24 protein-coding genes are annotated in these 17,537 nt (G+C 61.4%); 5 read left to right on the top strand and 19 right to left on the bottom strand.

The genetic code is table 11. The features are described from left to right. The first annotated feature begins 694 nt into the window (after positions 1–694). Entirely contained in the window at positions 695–1,204 is a 510-nt protein-coding gene (locus GV035_RS08570) for a hypothetical protein (protein ID WP_159834519.1), read from the top strand. A 99-nt stretch (positions 1,205–1,303) separates the two neighbouring features. Here GV035_RS08570 and GV035_RS08565 read toward each other — a convergent pair whose 3' ends face one another. The 5 genes from GV035_RS08565 to GV035_RS08545 all read right to left on the bottom strand — a co-directional run bounded on the left by GV035_RS08565 (position 1,304) and on the right by GV035_RS08545 (position 3,429). Then, a complete protein-coding gene (locus GV035_RS08565; RefSeq protein ID WP_159834518.1) occupies positions 1,304–1,693 on the bottom strand; it encodes a DUF1353 domain-containing protein in 390 nt (129 codons plus the stop codon). Beyond that, a complete protein-coding gene (locus tag GV035_RS08560; protein WP_159834517.1) occupies positions 1,690–2,154 on the bottom strand; it encodes a hypothetical protein in 465 nt (154 codons plus the stop codon). The genes GV035_RS08565 and GV035_RS08560 overlap by 4 nt, the downstream gene beginning before the upstream one ends. Positions 2,155–2,181: 27 nt before the next feature. After that, positions 2,182–2,391 carry a hypothetical protein gene (locus GV035_RS08555; protein ID WP_159834516.1) on the bottom strand — a complete coding sequence of 70 codons (210 nt, stop codon included), beginning with the start codon at positions 2,389–2,391 and terminating at the stop codon, positions 2,182–2,184. Next, positions 2,388–2,819 carry a hypothetical protein gene (locus tag GV035_RS08550; RefSeq protein ID WP_159834515.1) on the bottom strand — a complete coding sequence of 144 codons (432 nt, stop codon included), beginning with the start codon at positions 2,817–2,819 and terminating at the stop codon, positions 2,388–2,390. The genes GV035_RS08555 and GV035_RS08550 overlap by 4 nt, the downstream gene beginning before the upstream one ends. Positions 2,820–2,892: 73 nt before the next feature. Then, positions 2,893–3,429 (bottom strand): glycoside hydrolase family 19 protein, encoded by a 537-nt coding sequence (locus tag GV035_RS08545; protein WP_159834514.1) that lies wholly within the window; start codon positions 3,427–3,429, stop codon positions 2,893–2,895. Between GV035_RS08545 and GV035_RS08540 the strand changes: the two genes are divergently transcribed. From GV035_RS08540 to GV035_RS08525, 4 genes are all read left to right on the top strand, one after another. After that, positions 3,410–3,748, top strand: a complete 339-nt coding sequence (locus GV035_RS08540; RefSeq protein ID WP_159834513.1) for a hypothetical protein — start codon at positions 3,410–3,412, stop codon at positions 3,746–3,748. The two genes, GV035_RS08545 and GV035_RS08540, sit on opposite strands and share 20 nt — an antisense overlap. A 209-nt stretch (positions 3,749–3,957) precedes the next feature. Beyond that, entirely contained in the window at positions 3,958–4,224 is a 267-nt protein-coding gene (locus GV035_RS08535; RefSeq protein WP_159834512.1) for an XRE family transcriptional regulator, read from the top strand. Then, positions 4,221–5,378 carry a hypothetical protein gene (locus GV035_RS08530; protein WP_159834511.1) on the top strand — a complete coding sequence of 386 codons (1,158 nt, stop codon included), beginning with the start codon at positions 4,221–4,223 and terminating at the stop codon, positions 5,376–5,378. Before GV035_RS08535 ends, GV035_RS08530 begins: the two co-directional genes overlap by 4 nt. Continuing rightward, on the top strand, positions 5,339–6,598 hold the full coding sequence (locus GV035_RS08525; protein ID WP_159834510.1) for an acyltransferase family protein: 1,260 nt from the start codon (positions 5,339–5,341) through the stop codon (positions 6,596–6,598). Before GV035_RS08530 ends, GV035_RS08525 begins: the two co-directional genes overlap by 40 nt. Positions 6,599–6,737: 139 nt before the next feature. Here the strand turns inward: GV035_RS08525 and GV035_RS08520 are convergent, their stop codons facing one another. The 14 genes from GV035_RS08520 to GV035_RS08460 form a co-directional block, all read right to left on the bottom strand. Next, positions 6,738–7,703: a hypothetical protein gene (locus GV035_RS08520; RefSeq protein ID WP_159834509.1), complete on the bottom strand. Its 966-nt coding sequence runs from the start codon at positions 7,701–7,703 to the stop codon at positions 6,738–6,740. A gap of 16 nt (positions 7,704–7,719) precedes the next feature. Continuing rightward, positions 7,720–8,382, bottom strand: a complete 663-nt coding sequence (locus GV035_RS08515; RefSeq protein ID WP_159834508.1) for a DUF2612 domain-containing protein — start codon at positions 8,380–8,382, stop codon at positions 7,720–7,722. 1 nt (position 8,383) lies between these two features. Then, on the bottom strand, positions 8,384–9,574 hold the full coding sequence (locus GV035_RS08510) for a baseplate J/gp47 family protein (RefSeq protein WP_159834507.1): 1,191 nt from the start codon (positions 9,572–9,574) through the stop codon (positions 8,384–8,386). Further along, complete coding sequence (locus GV035_RS08505) at positions 9,574–9,927, bottom strand: hypothetical protein (RefSeq protein WP_159834506.1); 354 nt, start codon at positions 9,925–9,927, stop codon at positions 9,574–9,576. The genes GV035_RS08510 and GV035_RS08505 overlap by 1 nt, the downstream gene beginning before the upstream one ends. Beyond that, entirely contained in the window at positions 9,927–10,643 is a 717-nt protein-coding gene (locus GV035_RS08500) for a Gp138 family membrane-puncturing spike protein (protein WP_159834505.1), read from the bottom strand. Before GV035_RS08500 ends, GV035_RS08505 begins: the two co-directional genes overlap by 1 nt. 43 nt (positions 10,644–10,686) lie before the next feature. Then, a complete protein-coding gene (locus GV035_RS08495) occupies positions 10,687–11,628 on the bottom strand; it encodes a phage protein (RefSeq protein ID WP_159834504.1) in 942 nt (313 codons plus the stop codon). Then, positions 11,625–11,933 (bottom strand): phage baseplate plug family protein, encoded by a 309-nt coding sequence (locus tag GV035_RS08490; protein ID WP_159834503.1) that lies wholly within the window; start codon positions 11,931–11,933, stop codon positions 11,625–11,627. Before GV035_RS08490 ends, GV035_RS08495 begins: the two co-directional genes overlap by 4 nt. Beyond that, positions 11,930–12,619 carry a phage baseplate protein gene (locus tag GV035_RS08485; protein ID WP_159834502.1) on the bottom strand — a complete coding sequence of 230 codons (690 nt, stop codon included), beginning with the start codon at positions 12,617–12,619 and terminating at the stop codon, positions 11,930–11,932. The genes GV035_RS08490 and GV035_RS08485 overlap by 4 nt, the downstream gene beginning before the upstream one ends. Further along, the gene (locus tag GV035_RS08480) at positions 12,616–14,358 is read right to left on the bottom strand and encodes a hypothetical protein (protein ID WP_159834501.1); all 1,743 of its coding nucleotides are present in this window, start codon (positions 14,356–14,358) and stop codon (positions 12,616–12,618) included. The genes GV035_RS08485 and GV035_RS08480 overlap by 4 nt, the downstream gene beginning before the upstream one ends. Further along, a complete protein-coding gene (locus GV035_RS29070) occupies positions 14,355–14,495 on the bottom strand; it encodes a DUF6889 family protein (RefSeq protein WP_201303935.1) in 141 nt (46 codons plus the stop codon). The genes GV035_RS08480 and GV035_RS29070 overlap by 4 nt, the downstream gene beginning before the upstream one ends. 56 nt (positions 14,496–14,551) lie before the next feature. Then, positions 14,552–14,950, bottom strand: a complete 399-nt coding sequence (locus GV035_RS08475) for a phage tail assembly chaperone (protein ID WP_159834500.1) — start codon at positions 14,948–14,950, stop codon at positions 14,552–14,554. Between the two features lie 2 nt (positions 14,951–14,952). Then, positions 14,953–15,396: a phage protein gene (locus GV035_RS08470; RefSeq protein WP_159834499.1), complete on the bottom strand. Its 444-nt coding sequence runs from the start codon at positions 15,394–15,396 to the stop codon at positions 14,953–14,955. Between the two features lie 9 nt (positions 15,397–15,405). Beyond that, the gene (locus GV035_RS08465) at positions 15,406–16,890 is read right to left on the bottom strand and encodes a DUF3383 domain-containing protein (RefSeq protein WP_159834498.1); all 1,485 of its coding nucleotides are present in this window, start codon (positions 16,888–16,890) and stop codon (positions 15,406–15,408) included. A 62-nt stretch (positions 16,891–16,952) separates the two neighbouring features. Further along, a complete protein-coding gene (locus GV035_RS08460; RefSeq protein ID WP_159834497.1) occupies positions 16,953–17,537 on the bottom strand; it encodes a phage neck terminator protein in 585 nt (194 codons plus the stop codon).

The following is a 17,537-nucleotide window of genomic DNA, read 5'->3' as shown; positions in this document are numbered from 1 at the left end:
CACTCCGATCGTCCGCGTCATAAGGAACAATGCGCGCCCGTCGTCTAGGAGTCACACTCGGGCATCGTTGAACGTTTGCTACTTAGAATTCCAACTAGCTGTACGACAAAACGAAACTCTTCGATTTGAGCCGCAGAAGATCTGCGATAGCATTCTGTTCGACCTCGGCATGACGACACTCCGACCGAGGCATCGGGGAATGCGTGATGAAACATAAATGCCACTTTCGTTTGCTCAATTTTGCGGGCGGATTGCCCAACTACATCTGCGCCAGTTGTGGTCTGGGCTTCGTGAACGGTAGGCTCCACGCCCCATTGAACTGACGCTGGCGATCGCGAGGTCGGCGCGAGGATCTGCCCCGCTGGGTTCGTCGGCGCCGATCTTGCCAGCACGGATCGGGTTCATTCAGTCTCGCGCCGCTAATCCAGGCCCGCCACAACACGAGAAGTGAAACGCTTTAGTTCACGAAACGACTCGATGCGTCCCGCGTTATGTCCTAACCTTTGAATGACCGGTATGTCCGGTCAATCTCTCTGTTTAGCCCGGCCCCGTGCCGGGCTTTTTGTTTGCGCAGTCAGTCGCGCTATGACCCTCGCGAAAACGGAGTGACAGGGCTCTCAAGTTCCCCGTCGTGCCGCCGTAAACGCCATGAGCGGCATGAGCCGCCAATTAGAAAAAACGACGAGGGAAAATTATGAGAATTATTGCTGTCGGGGCATTGGTTTCTGTAGCTGCACTTTCCGGATGCGCTTCTATCGTCGGAGGGACGAGCCAAGTCGTATCGATTCAGACGCTGCAATCGGGCAACGATGTCGCGGGCGCTTCCTGCAAACTGGAGAACGACAAAGGTGTATGGTTCGTTAAAACGCCCGGGACCGTAACCGTGCACCGCGCGTACGGGGAACTCAACGTGAAGTGCGAGAAGGACGGTCTCGACCCGGGCCTCGCCGCAGTCAAGTCAAGCACGAAGGGCATGGCATTCGGCAACATTCTGTTCGGCGGGGTGATCGGTGCAGGCGTCGACATGGCATCAGGCGCAGCGTACGACTACCCGCCGTTGATCACTGTCTCGATGGGACTGAAGACAATCATCGAGGCACCCAAAAAGACGGACGGCACCCCGCAGACTGATCCGGCCCAACCAGCGCCGGCAGCTACCAATCCGCAGCAGACTGCGCAAGCAAACGTCCCGCCAAGCAAGTAATCGACGCACAAGCCGCCCGTCCTACCGACGGGCTTTTTTAATGGTCGGCATGCCTCCGTCGAAGAGGCGTCGAAGCCCGCGCGAGGCGGGCTTTCACCGTTATACCGCTGCACGTTCGCCGGGTTGCCAATGCCTTGCGCCGAATAGGCGGACGCCATAGAACATGAGACGAGCGCGCCACTTAGCCACGCCGGTGGCAAGCGACGCCTCCCTGAGAACGGAATCCGCGACGCCTCGCGTCACCGGGTGAGATGCGTAGAGGAAATCGTGAACGACGCTTGCCATGTTGGCCGCGCCCCCGGCGATCTCATAGACGACCGGAATGCGCGGCGTGCTCGCCAGATCGGTGACGAAGCCAGCGGGAACAGTGAACGTCTGGCCAGCTACATCGGACTGGTAGACAAGCGGCTCATTCAGGCGCCACGTCGCCGGCTCGTCCTTGATCAGGTCGGCGTCGAGCTTGTCGTATGGGGCGACAAACCCGCTCACGATGCGATGGCTCCGCTTGCAGCCGACGCTGGCGCTGCGGTCTCTGCGGGCCGACTCGCTTTGTATATGGCGACCGCGTTATTCAGCGAACCCTGGAACGCACCGATGAACGAGTTGATCATTGCGACCTGCGTTTCGGTCAGGCCCGGCAGTTTCGAAACGACACCTTGAGCCGCAGCGGCCGAAGAGTAGATCACATTCTCGACCGACGTCAGGTTGAGCACGACATTCGCACTACACGCGAGCGCGGCGTCAGCATTGAAGGCGTCGACGGCCGTGTTGCCCGACAGCAGAATCGCGTACGGCGCAATCGCCGGCTGGAGGACGTTGCACGCGAGCGTGACATCCGACTGGAGCTTCTGCGCAGCAGTCTGCGTCGCCTGCAGTTGCGCTTGCGAGCAGCCGGCGAGGATTGCGACGAGCGCGACAAGACCTGCCGCGAGCAGCATGAGGTTCTTCATGGTGGATTCCTTCGAGGGGTGAGAGAGTTACTTGCCGAGCTTCGCGGAGATGCCGAGTCCGGCCAACAGCGCGGCCGCGCCGGTGCCGTATGACTGCATGTCGAACGGCTTGCCGGTCGCCACGCTATAGACTCCCAGACCGAGGCCTACAATGACCGCCACAGCGGACCATGCGTAGGCCGGTTCGAGCGTCACGTTGTCGTCGCCGGTAACGAGCTGCAGGAGGCGCTTGATCATGCTTCCTCCTCGTCGGGCGAAAAGATGAAGTCGGCGCGCTGGTTGCGCTGCATGATCCAGAGCGGATACGGAAGCATGTGGATGCCGTGGTCTTTGCCGCGGTGATGCTTCGCACACAGCACGCGCATGTTGTACTCGGAGTCGATGAAGTCGCTCGGCTCCTCGTATGCCGACCAGTCAAAGCCAGGATGCAGCGCTCGCATCTTGTCGAAATCGATGCCGTCTGCGTCCGCCCACTCCGCATGGAAGTGATGCACTTCGCGCTGCTCCTTTGAGCCGCACACCCAGCACGGCGTATCGAGCACCGCGATCAGGTGATGCTTCGTCTTGCGGAACAGCGCGGACTCCGTGCGCGGAGCGTGGTCTGGATAAAAGACGTCGATCTGGATCGTTTCGCGCTGTTCGTGTTCGTGTGCGACGTTTGTCATGTCCGTAAACGAAAAAACCGCCCGAGGGCGGTTAGATGGATGTTCAAAGCAGTGGAACGCTGTTCGCCAGCGATCAGACGCCGAGCACCTTCTTCGCGTCCGCGTACAGCGCCAGCCTGTCGGCCGCGCCGTTCGTCCCGCCGTTGATGATCCTGGTGATGCGGTCGAACTGCTCGACGTCCGCATAGCCGTTGAGGTAGTGATTACCCCACCACCAGGCGGCAGACATTGCGGCGTTTGCCGGCTGCTCGAGCAGTTCGGGATGCGCGATTAAATCGAGATCGAGCCCGATGCTCGCGAGCTGGTAATTGCGACGCCCGGTGATCTGTAAGAGGCCGCGGCCCATGAATCGCTCTCCGTCGCCGGGCTGCGTGTTGCCGAGGTCGGTGCGTCCTTCATAGCCCTTCTGCGCTGGCGTCGGCCCCCAGAGCTCGCGCGTATAGACGAGCCCGCCGCTCTCATGGCCGATCTGCGCGAGGAAGGCGGCGATCCGCCGAGGCGTGTTGATAACGTACTTGTCGCACGCTGCTTGAATGGCGGGCAGCCACTGCGCTGCGCGCAACTTCGCCGCGCCCGTCGAGGCGGAAACGATGCTGGACGTCAGGTTCATGTCACTCTCCGGGCCACTTGCCGTGAGCAATCGCCCAGAGAACTCCGGCGACTGTGAGAAACGGGGCCAAGAAAATGGCCGTGCTGCGAAGGAAGCGCGCGGTGCGCGCGAAGAACGTCGCGCTCTGCCCTGCCCGATTGAATATGTCGACGAGCGCTTGCGTGTTCGTCTCGATGCGAAGCGACCGCTCATCAGCCGACTTCGTCAGCTCGGTGTTTTCGGCGATGGACTTGTGAACCGCCTCGAAACGGCGGTCAATCTGGGCCTGAAAGTCTTCAAACCGCTGGTCGATTACGGCGAACCGCTCGTCGTGACTTAGTCGGCGCTCTGCGTGCGCGGATGGATTCAAATTGGCCCCGGAAATATAAAAGCCACCTGAAGGTGGCCGGTTATGGTCTTGACACTCAGCCCCAAAGGGGCTATGTTCTATGCCATTGGGTAGCGCGTTTAGCGCAGCCCGTCACCCCGAAAGGACGATCATGAAACTGCCGTTTCGTGCGCTCGAGAGCGCGTCTAAGAGAAGCCCCAATGAAATACACGCCTCCGTCTCCAAGCGACCTGGCTCGACTAAAAGCGAATCTCGGAATGACCGGCAAGGAAATGGCCGGGTTATTCGGCTTGGCCGGAGACCAGCAGTGGCGCAAATACACCGGCGGCCAAGATCCTCGACCCATGAGCGCGCAAATGCTCTTCTTCGCTATTTCCAGACTGGAACTGGACGAGGCATCGATTCGAAGAGTGCTCGACCGCATGAGACAATCCGGCGCTCAAATAACATTCGACGACGAGTCATGAAGGGAATCGCCGCATCATTTCTTGGAACTTTGGTTGTCGCGTGCAGCGGTTGCGGCGGCAGCGGCGGATCGTCCAACGCAGCATCGCAACCGAGCCAAACGTCAGCGCAGCAGAACGGAAGTCAGATCTATGCGGTCTCACCAACTGCATACAAAGACGGCCGTCCGAACGCCTCCTATCGGCTACCAATCGCCGATTACGGCGTGATTCTTCCGCACGGGACTGCGCCTGACGGCTCTGACAAAGAAGGTGCGCGCGACCCATTCGTCTTCGCCGACAACGGCACGTACTATCTTCATTACGATGGCTCGTCGGGTACAGGCCCGTGGAACGTCGTAGAGGCGACGAGCAAAGACCTGCTTTCGTGGACGGTGAAGGGAAACATCATTCCCCTCGGCGTACCGGGTGAACTAGATGTGGATTGCGTCTGCTATGGCGTGACGATGTTTGACGGCAAGCAATATCAGATGTACTACACCGCGTCGACCACTCAGACGCCCGCGCCGTCAATCGTTCCTCTCGCGCCCTACACGACGATGAAGGCGCATGCTTCGACACTCGCCGGTCCCTGGGTCAAGGACGGAGCACCATTCTCTCCACAGGCTGGAACCTATTACGCCGACACGGCCAGCCCTGGTCAGATCGTGAAGAACGGGAACGAATACCTGCAGTTCTTCGCCGCTGCACAACGGGTTGATGGGAAGCTTCTGCGCACCATCGGCGTTGCACGAGCGCCGACGATGGCCGGACCTTGGACGGTCGACCCGAAGCCCGTGCTCCCGCAGGCCGAGCAACTCGAAAACGCAAGCCTGTACTTCCAGCAGTCGAGCGGACAATGGTTCATGTTCGTGAACCACGTTGGACTATCACCCGACGGGACCCGAGAGTTCTCGGACGCGGCATGGGTCTATTGGACGAAGGATTTGAATTTGTGGAAGGCATCAGACAAGGCAGTCGTCATCGACGGTCAATCCTCGAAGTGGGCGAAGGCCGTGATCGGTCTGCCAACGGTGATCGAGAAAGACGGAAAGCTGGCGGTAATTTATGACGGAAGTGCCACGGCCACAAACATGCCTTCCATCGATGACAATCTCCGGCGCGACCTAGCATTGTCATGGATCAACTTACCGATCAAGACGCCGGACAATCAGTGAATATCTACGCTATCTGGCCATATTTTGGTGTGGTGGCGGCAGTGCTAGTTCTGTTCAGCCTGCCGCTGTGGTCGTTCGTCGATGAGAAGGAGAAGCCGGACGCTCCTCATCGTGTCGCATCAATTGGCGGTCTGCGCGGCATACTCACACTGAGCGTTGCCGTTCACCACGTCGTTACATCGTACAAGTACCATCTCGACGGGGTTTGGGGATGGTTGCCGTCAGGCTTCTACAATCAGCTTGGCGAAGCCAGTGTGTCGCTGTTCTTCATGGTCACGGGTTACCTATTCTGGCATCGGCTTGTCACGGAAGATGGACGAACCGACTTCGTCCGCTTGTATATCGGACGTCTCTTTCGCATAGCGCCGATGTACATAGTCGTCGTCTGCTTGATGTTCGCCGTTGTCGCGCACCGGACACATTGGGAGCTTCGTGTACCTTTTGGCCAACTTGTCCGCAACGTTGCGCAGTGGTTATCGCTAGGGATAGCCGGATCGAGGATCCCCCTGAACGGTGACGAGCATGCAACCTTGGTCCTCGCGGGAGTGACGTGGACGATCGGCTATGAATGGGCTTTTTATGCCGCGCTCCCTATGCTCTTTGTCGTCGCGCGACGTTCGATTCACCTTCCCTTTGCGCTGTTGTCGTTCTACGCCATGCTGTGCATCTCTCGCCCAGGGCTTGGCATCCCTGGATTCGCCGCGCTGTTCTGTGGCGGAATGCTTTCCGCGTCGCTCGTAATAAGGGGACTCCGCGCTACCTCACGGACGGCCAGTCTGATAGCAATCGCCGCGCTTACGCTCTCCATTGCATCATCACCGAGTACATACGGCCACTCGTTCCAGATCTTCGGTTTAGCTGTTTTCTTCGCGATTGTCTCGTCGGGAAATACCCTCTTCGGCCTGCTTTCTTCTCGACCAGCCGAGAGGCTCGGGAACATCAGCTACAGCGTCTATCTTCTTCAAGGGCTCGCAATCACGGCGATGTATGGACTCCCGATCGTGCGGGGTTGGGCGTTCATGTCTCCCGCTGTTTATTGGGTCAGCGCCGCTCTTTGTTGCGCCCTGCTCACGATCGGGTCAACCTTCACTTACGTGATCATCGAGCGTCCCTTCATGTCATTCGGCAAGAGATTGGCGAAGGGCGCACCGTCGTTCCTTGTCAGGCGGAGGCGGTCGGAAGAGCTTCGCCGCAAACCGGCTGCGGCGTCACGTCGGTGATGTCAACAAGCTTCGACACGAAGTCTGGGTGATACCTGTCAGCGATAGGGATCTCAGCCCCGGTGTCGTCAAACCGGGGCTTGATGATCTCAATGATCACGCCGTTCTGAATATTCGCGAAAGTCTTCATGGATTCCCCTTAGGCGTATTCATACACCGCGATGAATCCCGCTCCGCCCGGTGCGCCCGCAAGTGCAGCGCCGCTGTTGCCCTGCGCACCACCGGCCCCGCCTACGCCGTAAGAAGCCGCCCCAGAAATGCCGGGCGACCCAATAGTTGCCCCGACCGGACCCGGCCAACCGGCACCGTTGCACCCTCCGTTACCACCGACGCCGGCGCTTGCCGAGAACATAAACCCAAGACCGCCGGGGCCGCCCTGCGTGCCATAAATGTTCACCCCCGACGCCGTCGTCGTACTTGTTCCAGCGCCGACGATAATTGGCGCGGTGCCGGCCGGTGTTGCGTTTGAACCGTTGCCGCCACCGCAGGTCATCAACGCCCCGAAACTGGAGGTTCCGCCAGCCCCTCCGTTGTTGAGTCCAGCTGCGCCGGCGGCGCCCCCGGCACCGATGGTGACTGCAATTGAGCCGCTGAAGCCCGATGAAAATACGCTCTTGCCATAGACAGCGCCGCCACCTCCACCAGATGCAGCGACCTGAGACGCCCCCGTAGACGGCACGCCTGCGGAGCCGCCACCGCCGCCGCACATCTCGACGACTAGGCTGGTAGTGGCCGACATCGCGGTGAAAGTGCCGGCGCCAGTCGTTGCGAATGCACCTCCGTTTACTGAAACCTGCTGGACTCCGCTTGCCAATCGATATACGGAAATGCGCAGCAGCCGACCCTTCGTTGCGGAAGTCAGATTCGCAAGAAGCGTGGCAGTTGTTCCATCATCGGTCGCATTAGCGCCGGTCTGATTCACGATGAATTGCGCCAACACTGCCGCCATGATGCTCGACTGTCGGAACGTTTTGTTGATCTGCGCCGAGTTCGCCACCCCTGATTGATAGCCATTGGTGACGGCCGGGAGCGCGGCGTATGCCGATTGAGATAAGACGTTCGCCGATCCGCCAACTGCGAACGGAAGGAAATCATTCGTTGCCATTTATGCTCCGTGATGGTCAGGCAGCGACGCCCCATGCGCCGACGTCGAAACCAGAAATCAGGTGGTTTTCTACGTCGAATCCGAACAGCGGGCCGCCGGGATTCGATGTCACGAAATAGCCGTTGATATGTACTGCCTCCGGCTTAAGCGGAATGTAGCCACCGCGCAGCAGCGCGAGAAAGATCGCGCTCGGCACGCTGCCGGCGATGCCGTACGTGATCGACATATCGCCGTTGTCTTGGATGAAGACATACGTTCCGCCGTTGAAGATGCTGTTGAGGATCGACGCCGATGTACCGAGCGTTCCATCCCAACTGTTCGCGCCGATCTTGGCGCGAATAAGAAGACGGTATGTGTCGTCATCGAGCGAGACGACGCCGGTTGTCGGGTCAAACGGCCCTTGCCATACGCCCTGATCGAACCCCAGTCCCGACGTATCGAGCGAGAAGTAGACGCCCGTCAGCGGTGTGTTGACGTTCCGTGTCACGCCGACCCACAGACCGACGTCGTCGAGTTGCGAGCCAACCGCCGCGTCGAGATCGAATGCTGGCGGCGTCGCCGCGAGTTGATTCTGGATGTCGACGAACGCCTGCGCGACGCCGGCAACCATCGCGATGAACTTCGGCTTGTCGGCATGCTCGGACGTGACCAGTGCGGTGTAATCTGTAGCGTCGGCCATATCAGGAAACCGTGAGAGTGACGCTTGCCGGCGTACACGTTGCGGACTGGTTGAACGCGAGCGGGACGTCTGGCGATCCGACTCCGCCCGGCCCCGTCAACGTGAGCGACGTGACCTTGAATGTGTTGCCGCCGCTGACACTCTTCGCCGCCGCGATGCACGAATCCCATTCGACAGCGCCAGCGGCGCCGCCGCCGATCGCCACGGAATTCACATAGTCCGAGATGGCCTGCTGCACAGCCGAGCCTGTGACGGACGAGTAGCCGGCGAGCGCCTTCAGCGACACGGCGACCGTGATCGCCTGCGTCGTTGGTCGAAAGAAGCTGATCGGATGAGCAATGCCGTAGACGTCCGTCACTGTGACCGTCGTCGTCCCATACGTTCCGCCTCCGGGCGTCTTCTTCGCCGCGATGGCATTCGCGATCGCTGTCGAGTCGCCGCCTTCAACGACGAGCGAAATCATGTGGGCCGGGACGCCATTCGCATCTGTCGCTCCCGTGTCGTTCTCGTAGGCCGCATATCGAGTGACCCCCGACACCTGCGCGACGGCGCCGATGATTCCCGCAAAGACTGTCAGCGAAGGAATAGCGACCGACGTCGCTTGCCGCGAGCGCAATGCCGCGTCAGTTTCCACGGGCGAGCCGGCGGCCGCATCGGCGGCCGTCGTCGCCGTCTGCCAGCCGAGCGTCGGCGTGGCAATCTTCAACGCCGTGCCGCTCAAGAGCGAGACTGCGCCTTGCGTCTGGCACGTGGCTGTCACCGTCACCTGCCCCGCCGAAGGGATCAAGACCGACGAAGGAAGCGCCCACTGATTCGAATTGCTATCAGTGACAATGCCGCTCGTGATCGTGGTGCCCGCTTGACCGACGACCGTCACGTCGACCGTTGACGCCGACGAAACGTTGCGCGCGATGCCGTTGATCTTGACCACGCTGGACAGATTCGCACCCTGCGCAGTCGCCGGCGAGAACGCGTTGTAGCAAGCGATCGCGCCGTTGTTGCAGTCGTTGATGGCCGAGGCAATGGAGGCGATCCACTGGCCGTCCTGGCTATCGGCGGTGACGACTACGTCGGAGCCGTAGATGCTCTGGAACGTCGCGATCAAGCTCTGATAGACGTCATTGAACGAGGGAATGGAAATCCCCGCGCTCGTGATCGTCGGCCCGAGCGTTGCAAGAGGGTAAGTCGCCATCAGAATTCCGCCGTAATGGTGGTTTGGCCGTACGTGGTGTCGATGGTCGCGGCCACCGTGAACGCGCGCGTCGTCGGGTTCACCACGCTGGCGTAGTCGGCGATGCCCGTCACGCCATCCGTTTCAAGGATGCGCTCCTGAATTGCAAGGTCGCGCGTCGATGCCGTGCCCGCGCCGAGGATCTCGGTGGCGTACGGCGTGCCCTCTGTCGTGTCGAGAAACCACTCGCCTGTCGAGAGCTTCAGCCGTGTGAGCACGAGCTGCGCGACTGCCTCGGGAGAGTCAACAAGGAAGTTCGCCGAGCCTTGGCCCCAAGAGTAATCGCCGTTTGCGTCGAGTGCTCGGTATCGCATCAGTTGACCTTCGCTGTGTTGCCTGAGCCGGTCTGCACGCCACCGTGCGTGTGGGTGTCGTCGATCCGCTTGCCGTTAGCAGATACTTGACCGCTGAAATTCGTGTTGCCGCTGATTGCCATTGCCGTCGACGCGCCGTTCACGTTCTCGACGTTGATCACGCCGGTGATCGTGACGGCGGGCGTATCAAGCGTAATGCCGCCTGGCGCCTTGACCTTGACGACCTGCCCCGAAGGATCAAGGTCGACGAACGTCGATCCGTCATTGCTGCGAAGCTGCGTCGTGCTGGTGCTCACGCCGCTGATCTTGGTCGCCTGCGAGAATGGGCCCGGAATCGCAAAGCCGTCCGACAGATCATGCATCCGCAGTTCAGCCTGCACCTGAACGCCGCCGGATTGCCACCATGCATCGATGCACCGCGACGCGAACACGATCAGCGCCTCGTCGTCCTTTGCGATAGGAAACGTCAGCGTGCAGTTGCCGCCGCGCGGGAAGCACACGGGAACGTCGACGAGCAACGGAAGCGACACCCATGCCGTGCTACCATCCTGCGCGCGCACTTGCGCCTGAATTGCCGGCTGTGCCGTGCATGTCAGCGCGTTGGCGTCGAAGCTCTGGATGATCGCCGGGAGCGCGGTCCAGATTCCTGTCTGGTGGCCGCCGAGCGCCGCGCGCAGAGCTTCCTCTAAGTCGGCCGAGCGTTCGGTTTGAAGCATAGGAACCTGAGAATCAAAATAGCTTCGCTGCTGTTCGTTATCGCTAGCCGGCAGCTTGGACAGAACTGCTGGCTGGCGCCGACGTATCGACCGCCAAGCAGGTCAGGTCGCAATACCACTCCTGCCCGCGCGTGTCGCCGCTGATCTCCGACACGAGCACGCGGTAGAACCCGGCGGCTGTCGTCTGCGCGGCTGCGGATAGCCCCGTGTATGAAAGGCCCTGCTGCTTTACAGTCAGCGTGTTGATGTCCGCCTGCGCGATCTGCACGAGGCATCCGATCCTCACCAGCGGGTTCAGCAGGATGCGCGCGTGCACGCCGTCTGACGTCGCTTCCGGCACGCCGATTAGGCCAGTCGTCGATGACAGCACGACGGCCTCGCCCGGGCGATACCCTGTGATCGGCACGAGCACGGCCTGGCCATTCTGAATGCTCCACTGGAAGCCGTTCTTCGCGGCCCAATCACGCGCATAGTCGCGTGTCATGCCGAACAGCACCTTACCGCGCGCGAGCGCCTGCGCCGGAATGCCACCGACAAGACCGTTGACGTCCGTCGCGTACGGCAGCTTTCCTGCATCCGCGTTCTGCTTCGTGATCGAGTCGAGAATCTGCTTCTGCGTGCTGCCGGCCGCCAGCGTCTGGTTGACGACGCCGAAGTTATAGAACTCGTCGCCGTCCGCCGCCCAGATGTCGAGGAACGAGTCGACGTTCCGCTCCTTGCCGCGCACGAATTGCTTAATCGTGCCTTGAAAGATGATGCCGAAGTTGCCCTTCTCGTACCCGGCTTGGAGCGTGATCGTCGTGAACTCGCCCTGGATCGCCTTGACGGTTGCGGGTGCCAGGTTGTAGACGCGCACGTAGAGCGTGTTCGGCGCCTGCGTGTCCGCCTGCCGCACCTCGAACTTGAACCGCAGCTGCGACAGGTCCAGGCCGTTCGAGCCAGTCGAAACAATCAGCGTTGCCTTCCGGCCGAACTGGTCACTCATGACGTGATGAAGTAGAGATGCCCCGTAGTTCCGAGGTTGTCGAACGTCGGCACTGCGGCCGGGTCATTGTCTGTCTGAACGACGAGTTGCCCTGCGAAGCCAAGATACGCGTATTGCCCGAGGAGATCGACCCCGGTCACGAGCGGGATGCTGCCGACCATCGCACTTCCGCTCGCGTCCGCGACGTCCAGCATCCACGCTTCCGCCGGCACGTTCCACCGGAGCGTCATCTTGTAGGTGACGCCGCCGAGCGGGATGCTGAACGTCTGCGGCTTGGCCGACAGCGGGATCTCGTATGCGGTCATGGAAGGGCTTTGACATTGATGTTCGGCGCCGGAACAGGCTGCGTTACACCCGCGTCCTGAGGCGATGCCGTGCTGGCGGGGTTCGACATGTTGCTGGAGTCAGGCACCGTCACCGTCTGCGTCTGCGCGAGCAGCATCTGCCGGAACACTATCCGAACGATGAGGTTGTTCTCGCTGCTCGCGTCTGTCGACGTAGACAGCGACCGGATGAGCATGTTCTTGTAGACCTGCTTCCCGGTGTACACGTTGTAGAGCCGTCGATCGCGATATGCCTTCAACAGCACGCTATATCCGATCGCCGAGATCTGCGGCCCTGGGCTGACTGCGGTGGCGATGCCGCTAACCAGTTGAGCCGCTCCGACGATTTTGCGCAGCAAAGGGCTTGCCGTAGCAGCGGCGCCCAAAACCTGGCTCATTGCGCTCGTGTCACTTGAGCTATTCGACCAACCAACCGTCACGATCACTTCGGATGGTCGAGCGAAGGCATGGTCAGAAATGCTGGTGCCTTGCTCGACGGGATGTTCCGTGACCTCCATCTCGTCGGAGTGAACCTCCTCGAAGGTCACCTGAGAGAAGAACATCGACTGCGGCAGATTGTCCGAAGACTTGAAGCCGCGTGTCGGCTTGATCGCGACCGACTGAATGCCAATCTGCGCAGCCGACTCGAGGTAGCCGAGAACGCTCACACGAATGCTCCTGTCATGTTACGGACGAGGTCGCCGTTCACTCGCGACTGCTCGGATGCGACGGCGCGCCCCGTGCCGCCCGGATCGGGAGAGCCGTGAACGTGCACGTCAGTCTTCTGGCTGATGGTCACCGACTTCGATGCGGCTGGCGCGGCGGTCGCGCCGAGCTTGCCGTATGCCGCGTTGTCGTTGCGCGACGTTACCGCTCCGACATTTTTGGACGCGAGCTCGAGGCTGTCGCCAAGGTTCCGGTAGGAAGCACCGTTCTCGTGTTGGAAGATCGAACCGGCCACGCCCCGCAACTGATCGGCGTCCAACTGAACGTCAGCCGAGATGCCAAGCTTTTTCGAGACCTCAGCGATGTATGCCTGCGTGTCGTTCTCGTTCGCCGGCGCCCAACGCGAAATGATCGTTCGAATCGTGTTGAAGCCGCGCGCCGCGTAGCTACGCAGAAGCCTTGCCGTCGCCTCGATGCCAGCGTGCATGTCCGCGAAGACTGCAAAGCCGCCACTGTCCGCGCCGATTGCGCCCGCGCTGCGCGCGAATTCGCCATACCGGATGTTTCCCGGATTGTTGTTGCGGATGCCGCGCGGCGCAGAGCTCGGCCCTTGACCTTCCTTCGCCCGCCTTCCGTTGCCGCTGTCCGACTGACTCGCCGGTGCATCCGGATGAGTCGCCGGTTGCTTTTGCGCGCTGCCGGCCCACTTCTGCAGCGCGTATCGCTTGCGGCGCACCCATGCGAGAAACGGGCTGTCGTCGGGGCGCGCGTCCGGCGGCGTTTCGTCCTTTCCGTCTCTCGGCCCAGCCGGCTTGTTGCCGGCCGCAGCGTCGTCGCTATCGTCGCCGCCAGCGAACCATGCCGCGACTTTCGCGAAGCTGCCGACGATGTTGCCAAGGACCTTCGCGACCTTGCCCGCCTTGTCGAGGAAGATGTCGACGTCCTTTCCGACCTTCTGCCAGTCGATTTCCTGCACCCACTTTGCGACGGCTTCGAGAGCCGTTGCAATCTTGCGCGCTGTCTCGTCAGCGTGCCCGGCTGCCCATTTCTCGAACTCGGACGAAATCGTTGCGAGGACGGGAGCAAGATGCTCCTGCAACAGCACCCAGAAGAGGTGGATGTCGCTCGTGAGATCCCGGACCGAGTTGTCGAAGTCGACCCCGGCTTGCGCCGCGCGCTCGGGGTTGATGTGGAACGCACCGAGCTTCTCTTGATACTTGGCCTGCGCGGCCTGCAGCTTCGGCAGTCCGTTCTCCAGCATCAGGAGCGTGTCCGGGTCGATCCCGAACAGCCCCGCATACTGCGCCGCGATGTACGGCTGCATCTGCTTCATCTTGCCGATGAAGCTCTCGAATTGCTCCAGCGGCCCGTTCCCGGTGACGCCGAGCTGCGTGAGCAGCCCGTTCATGCCCGGATTAAGGCGAAGCGTGCGCGTGAATCCCTCGAGCGACGCCTGCGCCTGCTCCGCTGTTAGCCCGATCTGGCCGGCGGCGAACCGCAGCGCCATGATGTTGCCGACCGTTTCGCCGGTGCGCTGCGACGCGTAATACAGGCGCTCCATCTCTGCGGAGATGACCTTCACGCCTGCGACGACGGCCGCAGCGGTCGCCGCGACGACCGCGCCTAGTGCCATCACTTTCTTCGTGACGGACGCGAGCGAGAGCGTGAACTTGCGCAGGCTGGTCTCGTCGGTCTGGTAACCGATCTTGACCAGGAACTCCTTGATGACTTCCTCGTTCATCGCTTCGTCTCTTCCATGTGGGCTTGCACGCGCGCTTCGTTCTCGCGCTTGACCGAGAGCGCGTCGTTGAGCAGCGCGACATCGCACAGATCAACCGTGCCGTCGATCAGGGACTCGTACTTGATGAGTCCCTCCATCACCGGCAGCAGCAGCCAGTCTTCGCCGTCAGGAAGGGAGACGAACTTAACGCTGCTCAGGCCGCCGCGGTCGAAGTCGACGGCCCGCCGGGAAAAAAACTGCCGAGGTTCTGCTGCACGACAGCGACGGTGAGTTGAAGCATCGCCGGAAGGTCGATGTCCTGAAACACCAGGCCACCGCCCTTCACCATGACGTTCTGCCATCCGTCCCCCTGCTGCCGAGCGACGACCGACAGGCACGTGTCCAGCACGTAGTCGGTGTCTTCGTCCGACATCTTCGCGAGCGCATCGGCGATCGGGCTGACGAGTTCGGCGAACCCTTGCGCCTTTCCCTTCAGTGCGCCGCCGAGGCCGGCGAGCAGCGGCGCGAGCCGCCGCGCGACGTGGAACTGTTTCTTCGCGTCGAGGCGGCCGATCCGGTAGGACTGGCCGTTGATGTCTACGATTCCGCTCATGGTCAGGTGCCTGCGGCGAGTGCCGGGTCAATGATGCCGGCGTTGAATTCCCATTCGATCGTGCCGGCTTCCTTGGCGAAATCGTTCTTCGGGAACTTGGTGAACGCGACGAGCTGACACGTGTAGACGTCGCCCCGGATCGTGTCCGTCGCCGTGAACGTGTTCTGCGCCCAGTTCGCCGAACTCGTGCGCTGGAAGTTATACATCGCCGACAAAAGCGCGTTCGTCGGCGAGGTCTTCTGCAGGCGGATGGTCAGCTTGCCGGCCTTGCTCGGGTTGAGGCTGTGCATCGGCGTGCCATCGGCGCCGATTTTCATGTTGTCCGCTTCTTCGGTGAATTCGACCGAGAAGCCTTCCTCGGCGATTCCGGCACCGGAACCGAGCGAAATAGCGCCGCCGGGACCGATCAGCGACGCGTTGAAATTCAGAAACGAGTACGTGCTCATCTATGCCCCTTACTGGTTGACGGTGAGAGCGATGTCGACGGAATGGATCGCTCCGGCGAGCTTCGCTGCGACTTGAAACGCGACCGACTTGCGTGCGCTGCGGTCCGCCTGGCTCTGGTTCGCGATCGGGGGCGCGTAGACGTAGAAGCCCTTCGGCATGTAATCGCCTTCGTTCAGCGTGCCGAAACCGCCGGAATTCCACGTCCCCGGCGCGAGGAAATCGTTATTGACGTACTGCGCGCACACCTGCTCGATCTTCGTTGCGATCAGGTGATTGCCTGCGTCCGTCTGCGGGATCTTCGTCGTGCTGGTGTAGAGCAGGTTGAACACTGCGTTCTGCACGTCGATGGCGAAGTTGTCGGCGCCGATCACCTCATCGATGTAGTCGCCAGAGCAGCAGACGCCTTGCTCGATGATCGCGGTGTTGTTGTCGTACTCGACGAAGACGTTGCAGTTGAACGCTTCGAGGGCGTTTGCCTGCGTGCTGTTCAGGTTCTCGGCGGTGATGCCGGGCTCCTGCTTGAACTTCAGCGTGATGACCGTGTTGTTGCCGGTGTAGTCGGTCGTTAGGATGCGCGCGAGCAGCGAGACGGCCGCATACGCGTTCGAGCTCGAATACTGGACGGCCGTCTTCTTGAAGCCGAGCCCCTTGAGCTGATACGCAATGTTCGTTGTATCGCTTGCGACGAGCACGGCCGCCTCTTGCGTCGTGACGCCGTAGAAGTGCTTCGTCGACGCACCTTCGATGTACGGTGCGATCGCGAGATGGTCAGCATCAGCAGCAGACGGCACAACGAGCCCGTACCACTGCTGGCCGTAGTTCGCATCGAACAGCGTCACAGCGGACACAGCCGATTCAGCCGCGACGCCCGCGGACACGTATGCGCCGGAGAACGTCGAGGTCAGGCCCATCAGCGCAGAGATGTCCGTGCCCGATGTCGGAGCCGAAGCGAAGCTGACCGACGACGTCGCGCCGGTCGTCGCGCTGGTGATCTCGAAGCGGCCGAATTCGGCATCCCACACGCACGTGCCCGCGCCGGCGAGCGCCGTCGTCACAGCCGATGCGACGCCGTTTAGGTTCAGGACGCCCGAGAGGCTAATGCCCGTCAGCGACTTGAGCGTGCCGTCGATGGTCACCTTCATGCCACCCGACGACACCGCCGTGAAGTTCGCGAGCGCCTGTTGCGCTGCCGACAGTGTGCCGCCCAGCAATTGGCCGGCGGCGGCCGTCTTGGCCCAGCGACCGACCATAACCGTCGTGGGTTGCGGCGACTGCTCGAACCAGAGCGCGGCCGCGAGATACTCTTCCGCCGTCGTGCCGAAGTCGCTTGCGACGTCGGCCAGGCTCCCGTACGAACGGAAGCGCGACGTCAGGTCGATGACGTTGGACGTGCCGAGGATCAGCAGCGTCGATGTGTTCTGAGCTTGCGCAGCCGCCTGCGTGAGCGTGATCGCGACATTGACCAGTCGGCTGATCGGCAGTTTGTTCGCCATGTGTGCGTCCTAAAAAGGAAAAGCCCGCGCGCGGCGGGCCGAAGAATCCGATGTTGATGGGCTTACTGCTCGACGACGAAGTCTGTCGTGTCGGGATCGCGGTTGATCGTGCCGTGCGCCGACAGGACGTTGAGCACGCTGTAGGTGCGCTCGACTTGGCGTCGCACGCGGAACTGCAGGTCGTAGCGCCGCAGCCACTGCTGATTGAGCAGCTCGGGCGCGGCGGTTAGGCGGCCGACGTCGACCAGACCCATGCCGCTCAGTTCGAGCATGCCGTGGTTCTGCGCCACGAAGATGCCGTCGCGCGCCTGCGCCGCGTATTGCATCGCCGCCGGTCCGTAGAAGCTGGCCGTCAGCGTGAGAATCTCGTTTCGGTAAAGCTTGTCGGTGCCTGCCGTGTCCGGCACGTGCACGACCGTCGGCGCGAAGTCCTGATCAATGTCCGTCACGCCGATGGCGCACCAGTTCTGCGTCGGCTCTGGCATTTTCGGCACGGTCGGCTGCCAGCGCGGTCGCACCATGTTGCCGGGCAGGCCGGTGAGCCCGACTATCAGCTGCTGAAAGACCGCATCGAGCGCGGCGTCTTCGAGCGGCGGCGACGGCGCAGTCGGCAGGAGATAGCCGCCGGTGCTTGAATCGTTCGCCAT

The sequence above is a fragment of the Burkholderia sp. 8Y genome (assembly GCF_902506145.1).
Taxonomy (GTDB): Bacteria; Pseudomonadota; Gammaproteobacteria; order Burkholderiales; family Burkholderiaceae; genus Caballeronia.
This window is presented reverse-complemented; position numbering and strand designations above follow the sequence as displayed.

Coding starts and splice junctions, on each gene's coding strand:
- GV035_RS08500 (WP_159834505.1), bottom strand. CDS start 10,643: ATGCTTCAAACCGAACGCTCGGCCGACTTAGAGGAAGCTCTGCGCGCG.
- GV035_RS08475 (WP_159834500.1), bottom strand. CDS start 14,950: ATGAGCGGAATCGTAGACATCAACGGCCAGTCCTACCGGATCGGCCGC.
- GV035_RS08470 (WP_159834499.1), bottom strand. CDS start 15,396: ATGAGCACGTACTCGTTTCTGAATTTCAACGCGTCGCTGATCGGTCCC.
- GV035_RS08540 (WP_159834513.1), top strand. CDS start 3,410: ATGCTGGACGTCAGGTTCATGTCACTCTCCGGGCCACTTGCCGTGAGC.
- GV035_RS08490 (WP_159834503.1), bottom strand. CDS start 11,933: ATGACCGCATACGAGATCCCGCTGTCGGCCAAGCCGCAGACGTTCAGC.
- GV035_RS08530 (WP_159834511.1), top strand. CDS start 4,221: ATGAAGGGAATCGCCGCATCATTTCTTGGAACTTTGGTTGTCGCGTGC.
- GV035_RS08495 (WP_159834504.1), bottom strand. CDS start 11,628: ATGAGTGACCAGTTCGGCCGGAAGGCAACGCTGATTGTTTCGACTGGC.
- GV035_RS08545 (WP_159834514.1), bottom strand. CDS start 3,429: ATGAACCTGACGTCCAGCATCGTTTCCGCCTCGACGGGCGCGGCGAAG.
- GV035_RS08550 (WP_159834515.1), bottom strand. CDS start 2,819: ATGACAAACGTCGCACACGAACACGAACAGCGCGAAACGATCCAGATC.
- GV035_RS08560 (WP_159834517.1), bottom strand. CDS start 2,154: ATGAAGAACCTCATGCTGCTCGCGGCAGGTCTTGTCGCGCTCGTCGCA.
- GV035_RS08570 (WP_159834519.1), top strand. CDS start 695: ATGAGAATTATTGCTGTCGGGGCATTGGTTTCTGTAGCTGCACTTTCC.
- GV035_RS29070 (WP_201303935.1), bottom strand. CDS start 14,495: ATGGAGGGACTCATCAAGTACGAGTCCCTGATCGACGGCACGGTTGAT.
- GV035_RS08465 (WP_159834498.1), bottom strand. CDS start 16,890: ATGGCGAACAAACTGCCGATCAGCCGACTGGTCAATGTCGCGATCACG.
- GV035_RS08520 (WP_159834509.1), bottom strand. CDS start 7,703: ATGGCAACGAATGATTTCCTTCCGTTCGCAGTTGGCGGATCGGCGAAC.
- GV035_RS08510 (WP_159834507.1), bottom strand. CDS start 9,574: ATGGCGACTTACCCTCTTGCAACGCTCGGGCCGACGATCACGAGCGCG.
- GV035_RS08515 (WP_159834508.1), bottom strand. CDS start 8,382: ATGGCCGACGCTACAGATTACACCGCACTGGTCACGTCCGAGCATGCC.
- GV035_RS08525 (WP_159834510.1), top strand. CDS start 5,339: ATGGATCAACTTACCGATCAAGACGCCGGACAATCAGTGAATATCTAC.
- GV035_RS08535 (WP_159834512.1), top strand. CDS start 3,958: ATGAAATACACGCCTCCGTCTCCAAGCGACCTGGCTCGACTAAAAGCG.
- GV035_RS08555 (WP_159834516.1), bottom strand. CDS start 2,391: ATGATCAAGCGCCTCCTGCAGCTCGTTACCGGCGACGACAACGTGACG.
- GV035_RS08460 (WP_159834497.1), bottom strand. CDS start 17,537: ATGGCGAACGATTCAAGCACCGGCGGCTATCTCCTGCCGACTGCGCCG.
- GV035_RS08480 (WP_159834501.1), bottom strand. CDS start 14,358: ATGAACGAGGAAGTCATCAAGGAGTTCCTGGTCAAGATCGGTTACCAG.
- GV035_RS08505 (WP_159834506.1), bottom strand. CDS start 9,927: ATGCGATACCGAGCACTCGACGCAAACGGCGATTACTCTTGGGGCCAA.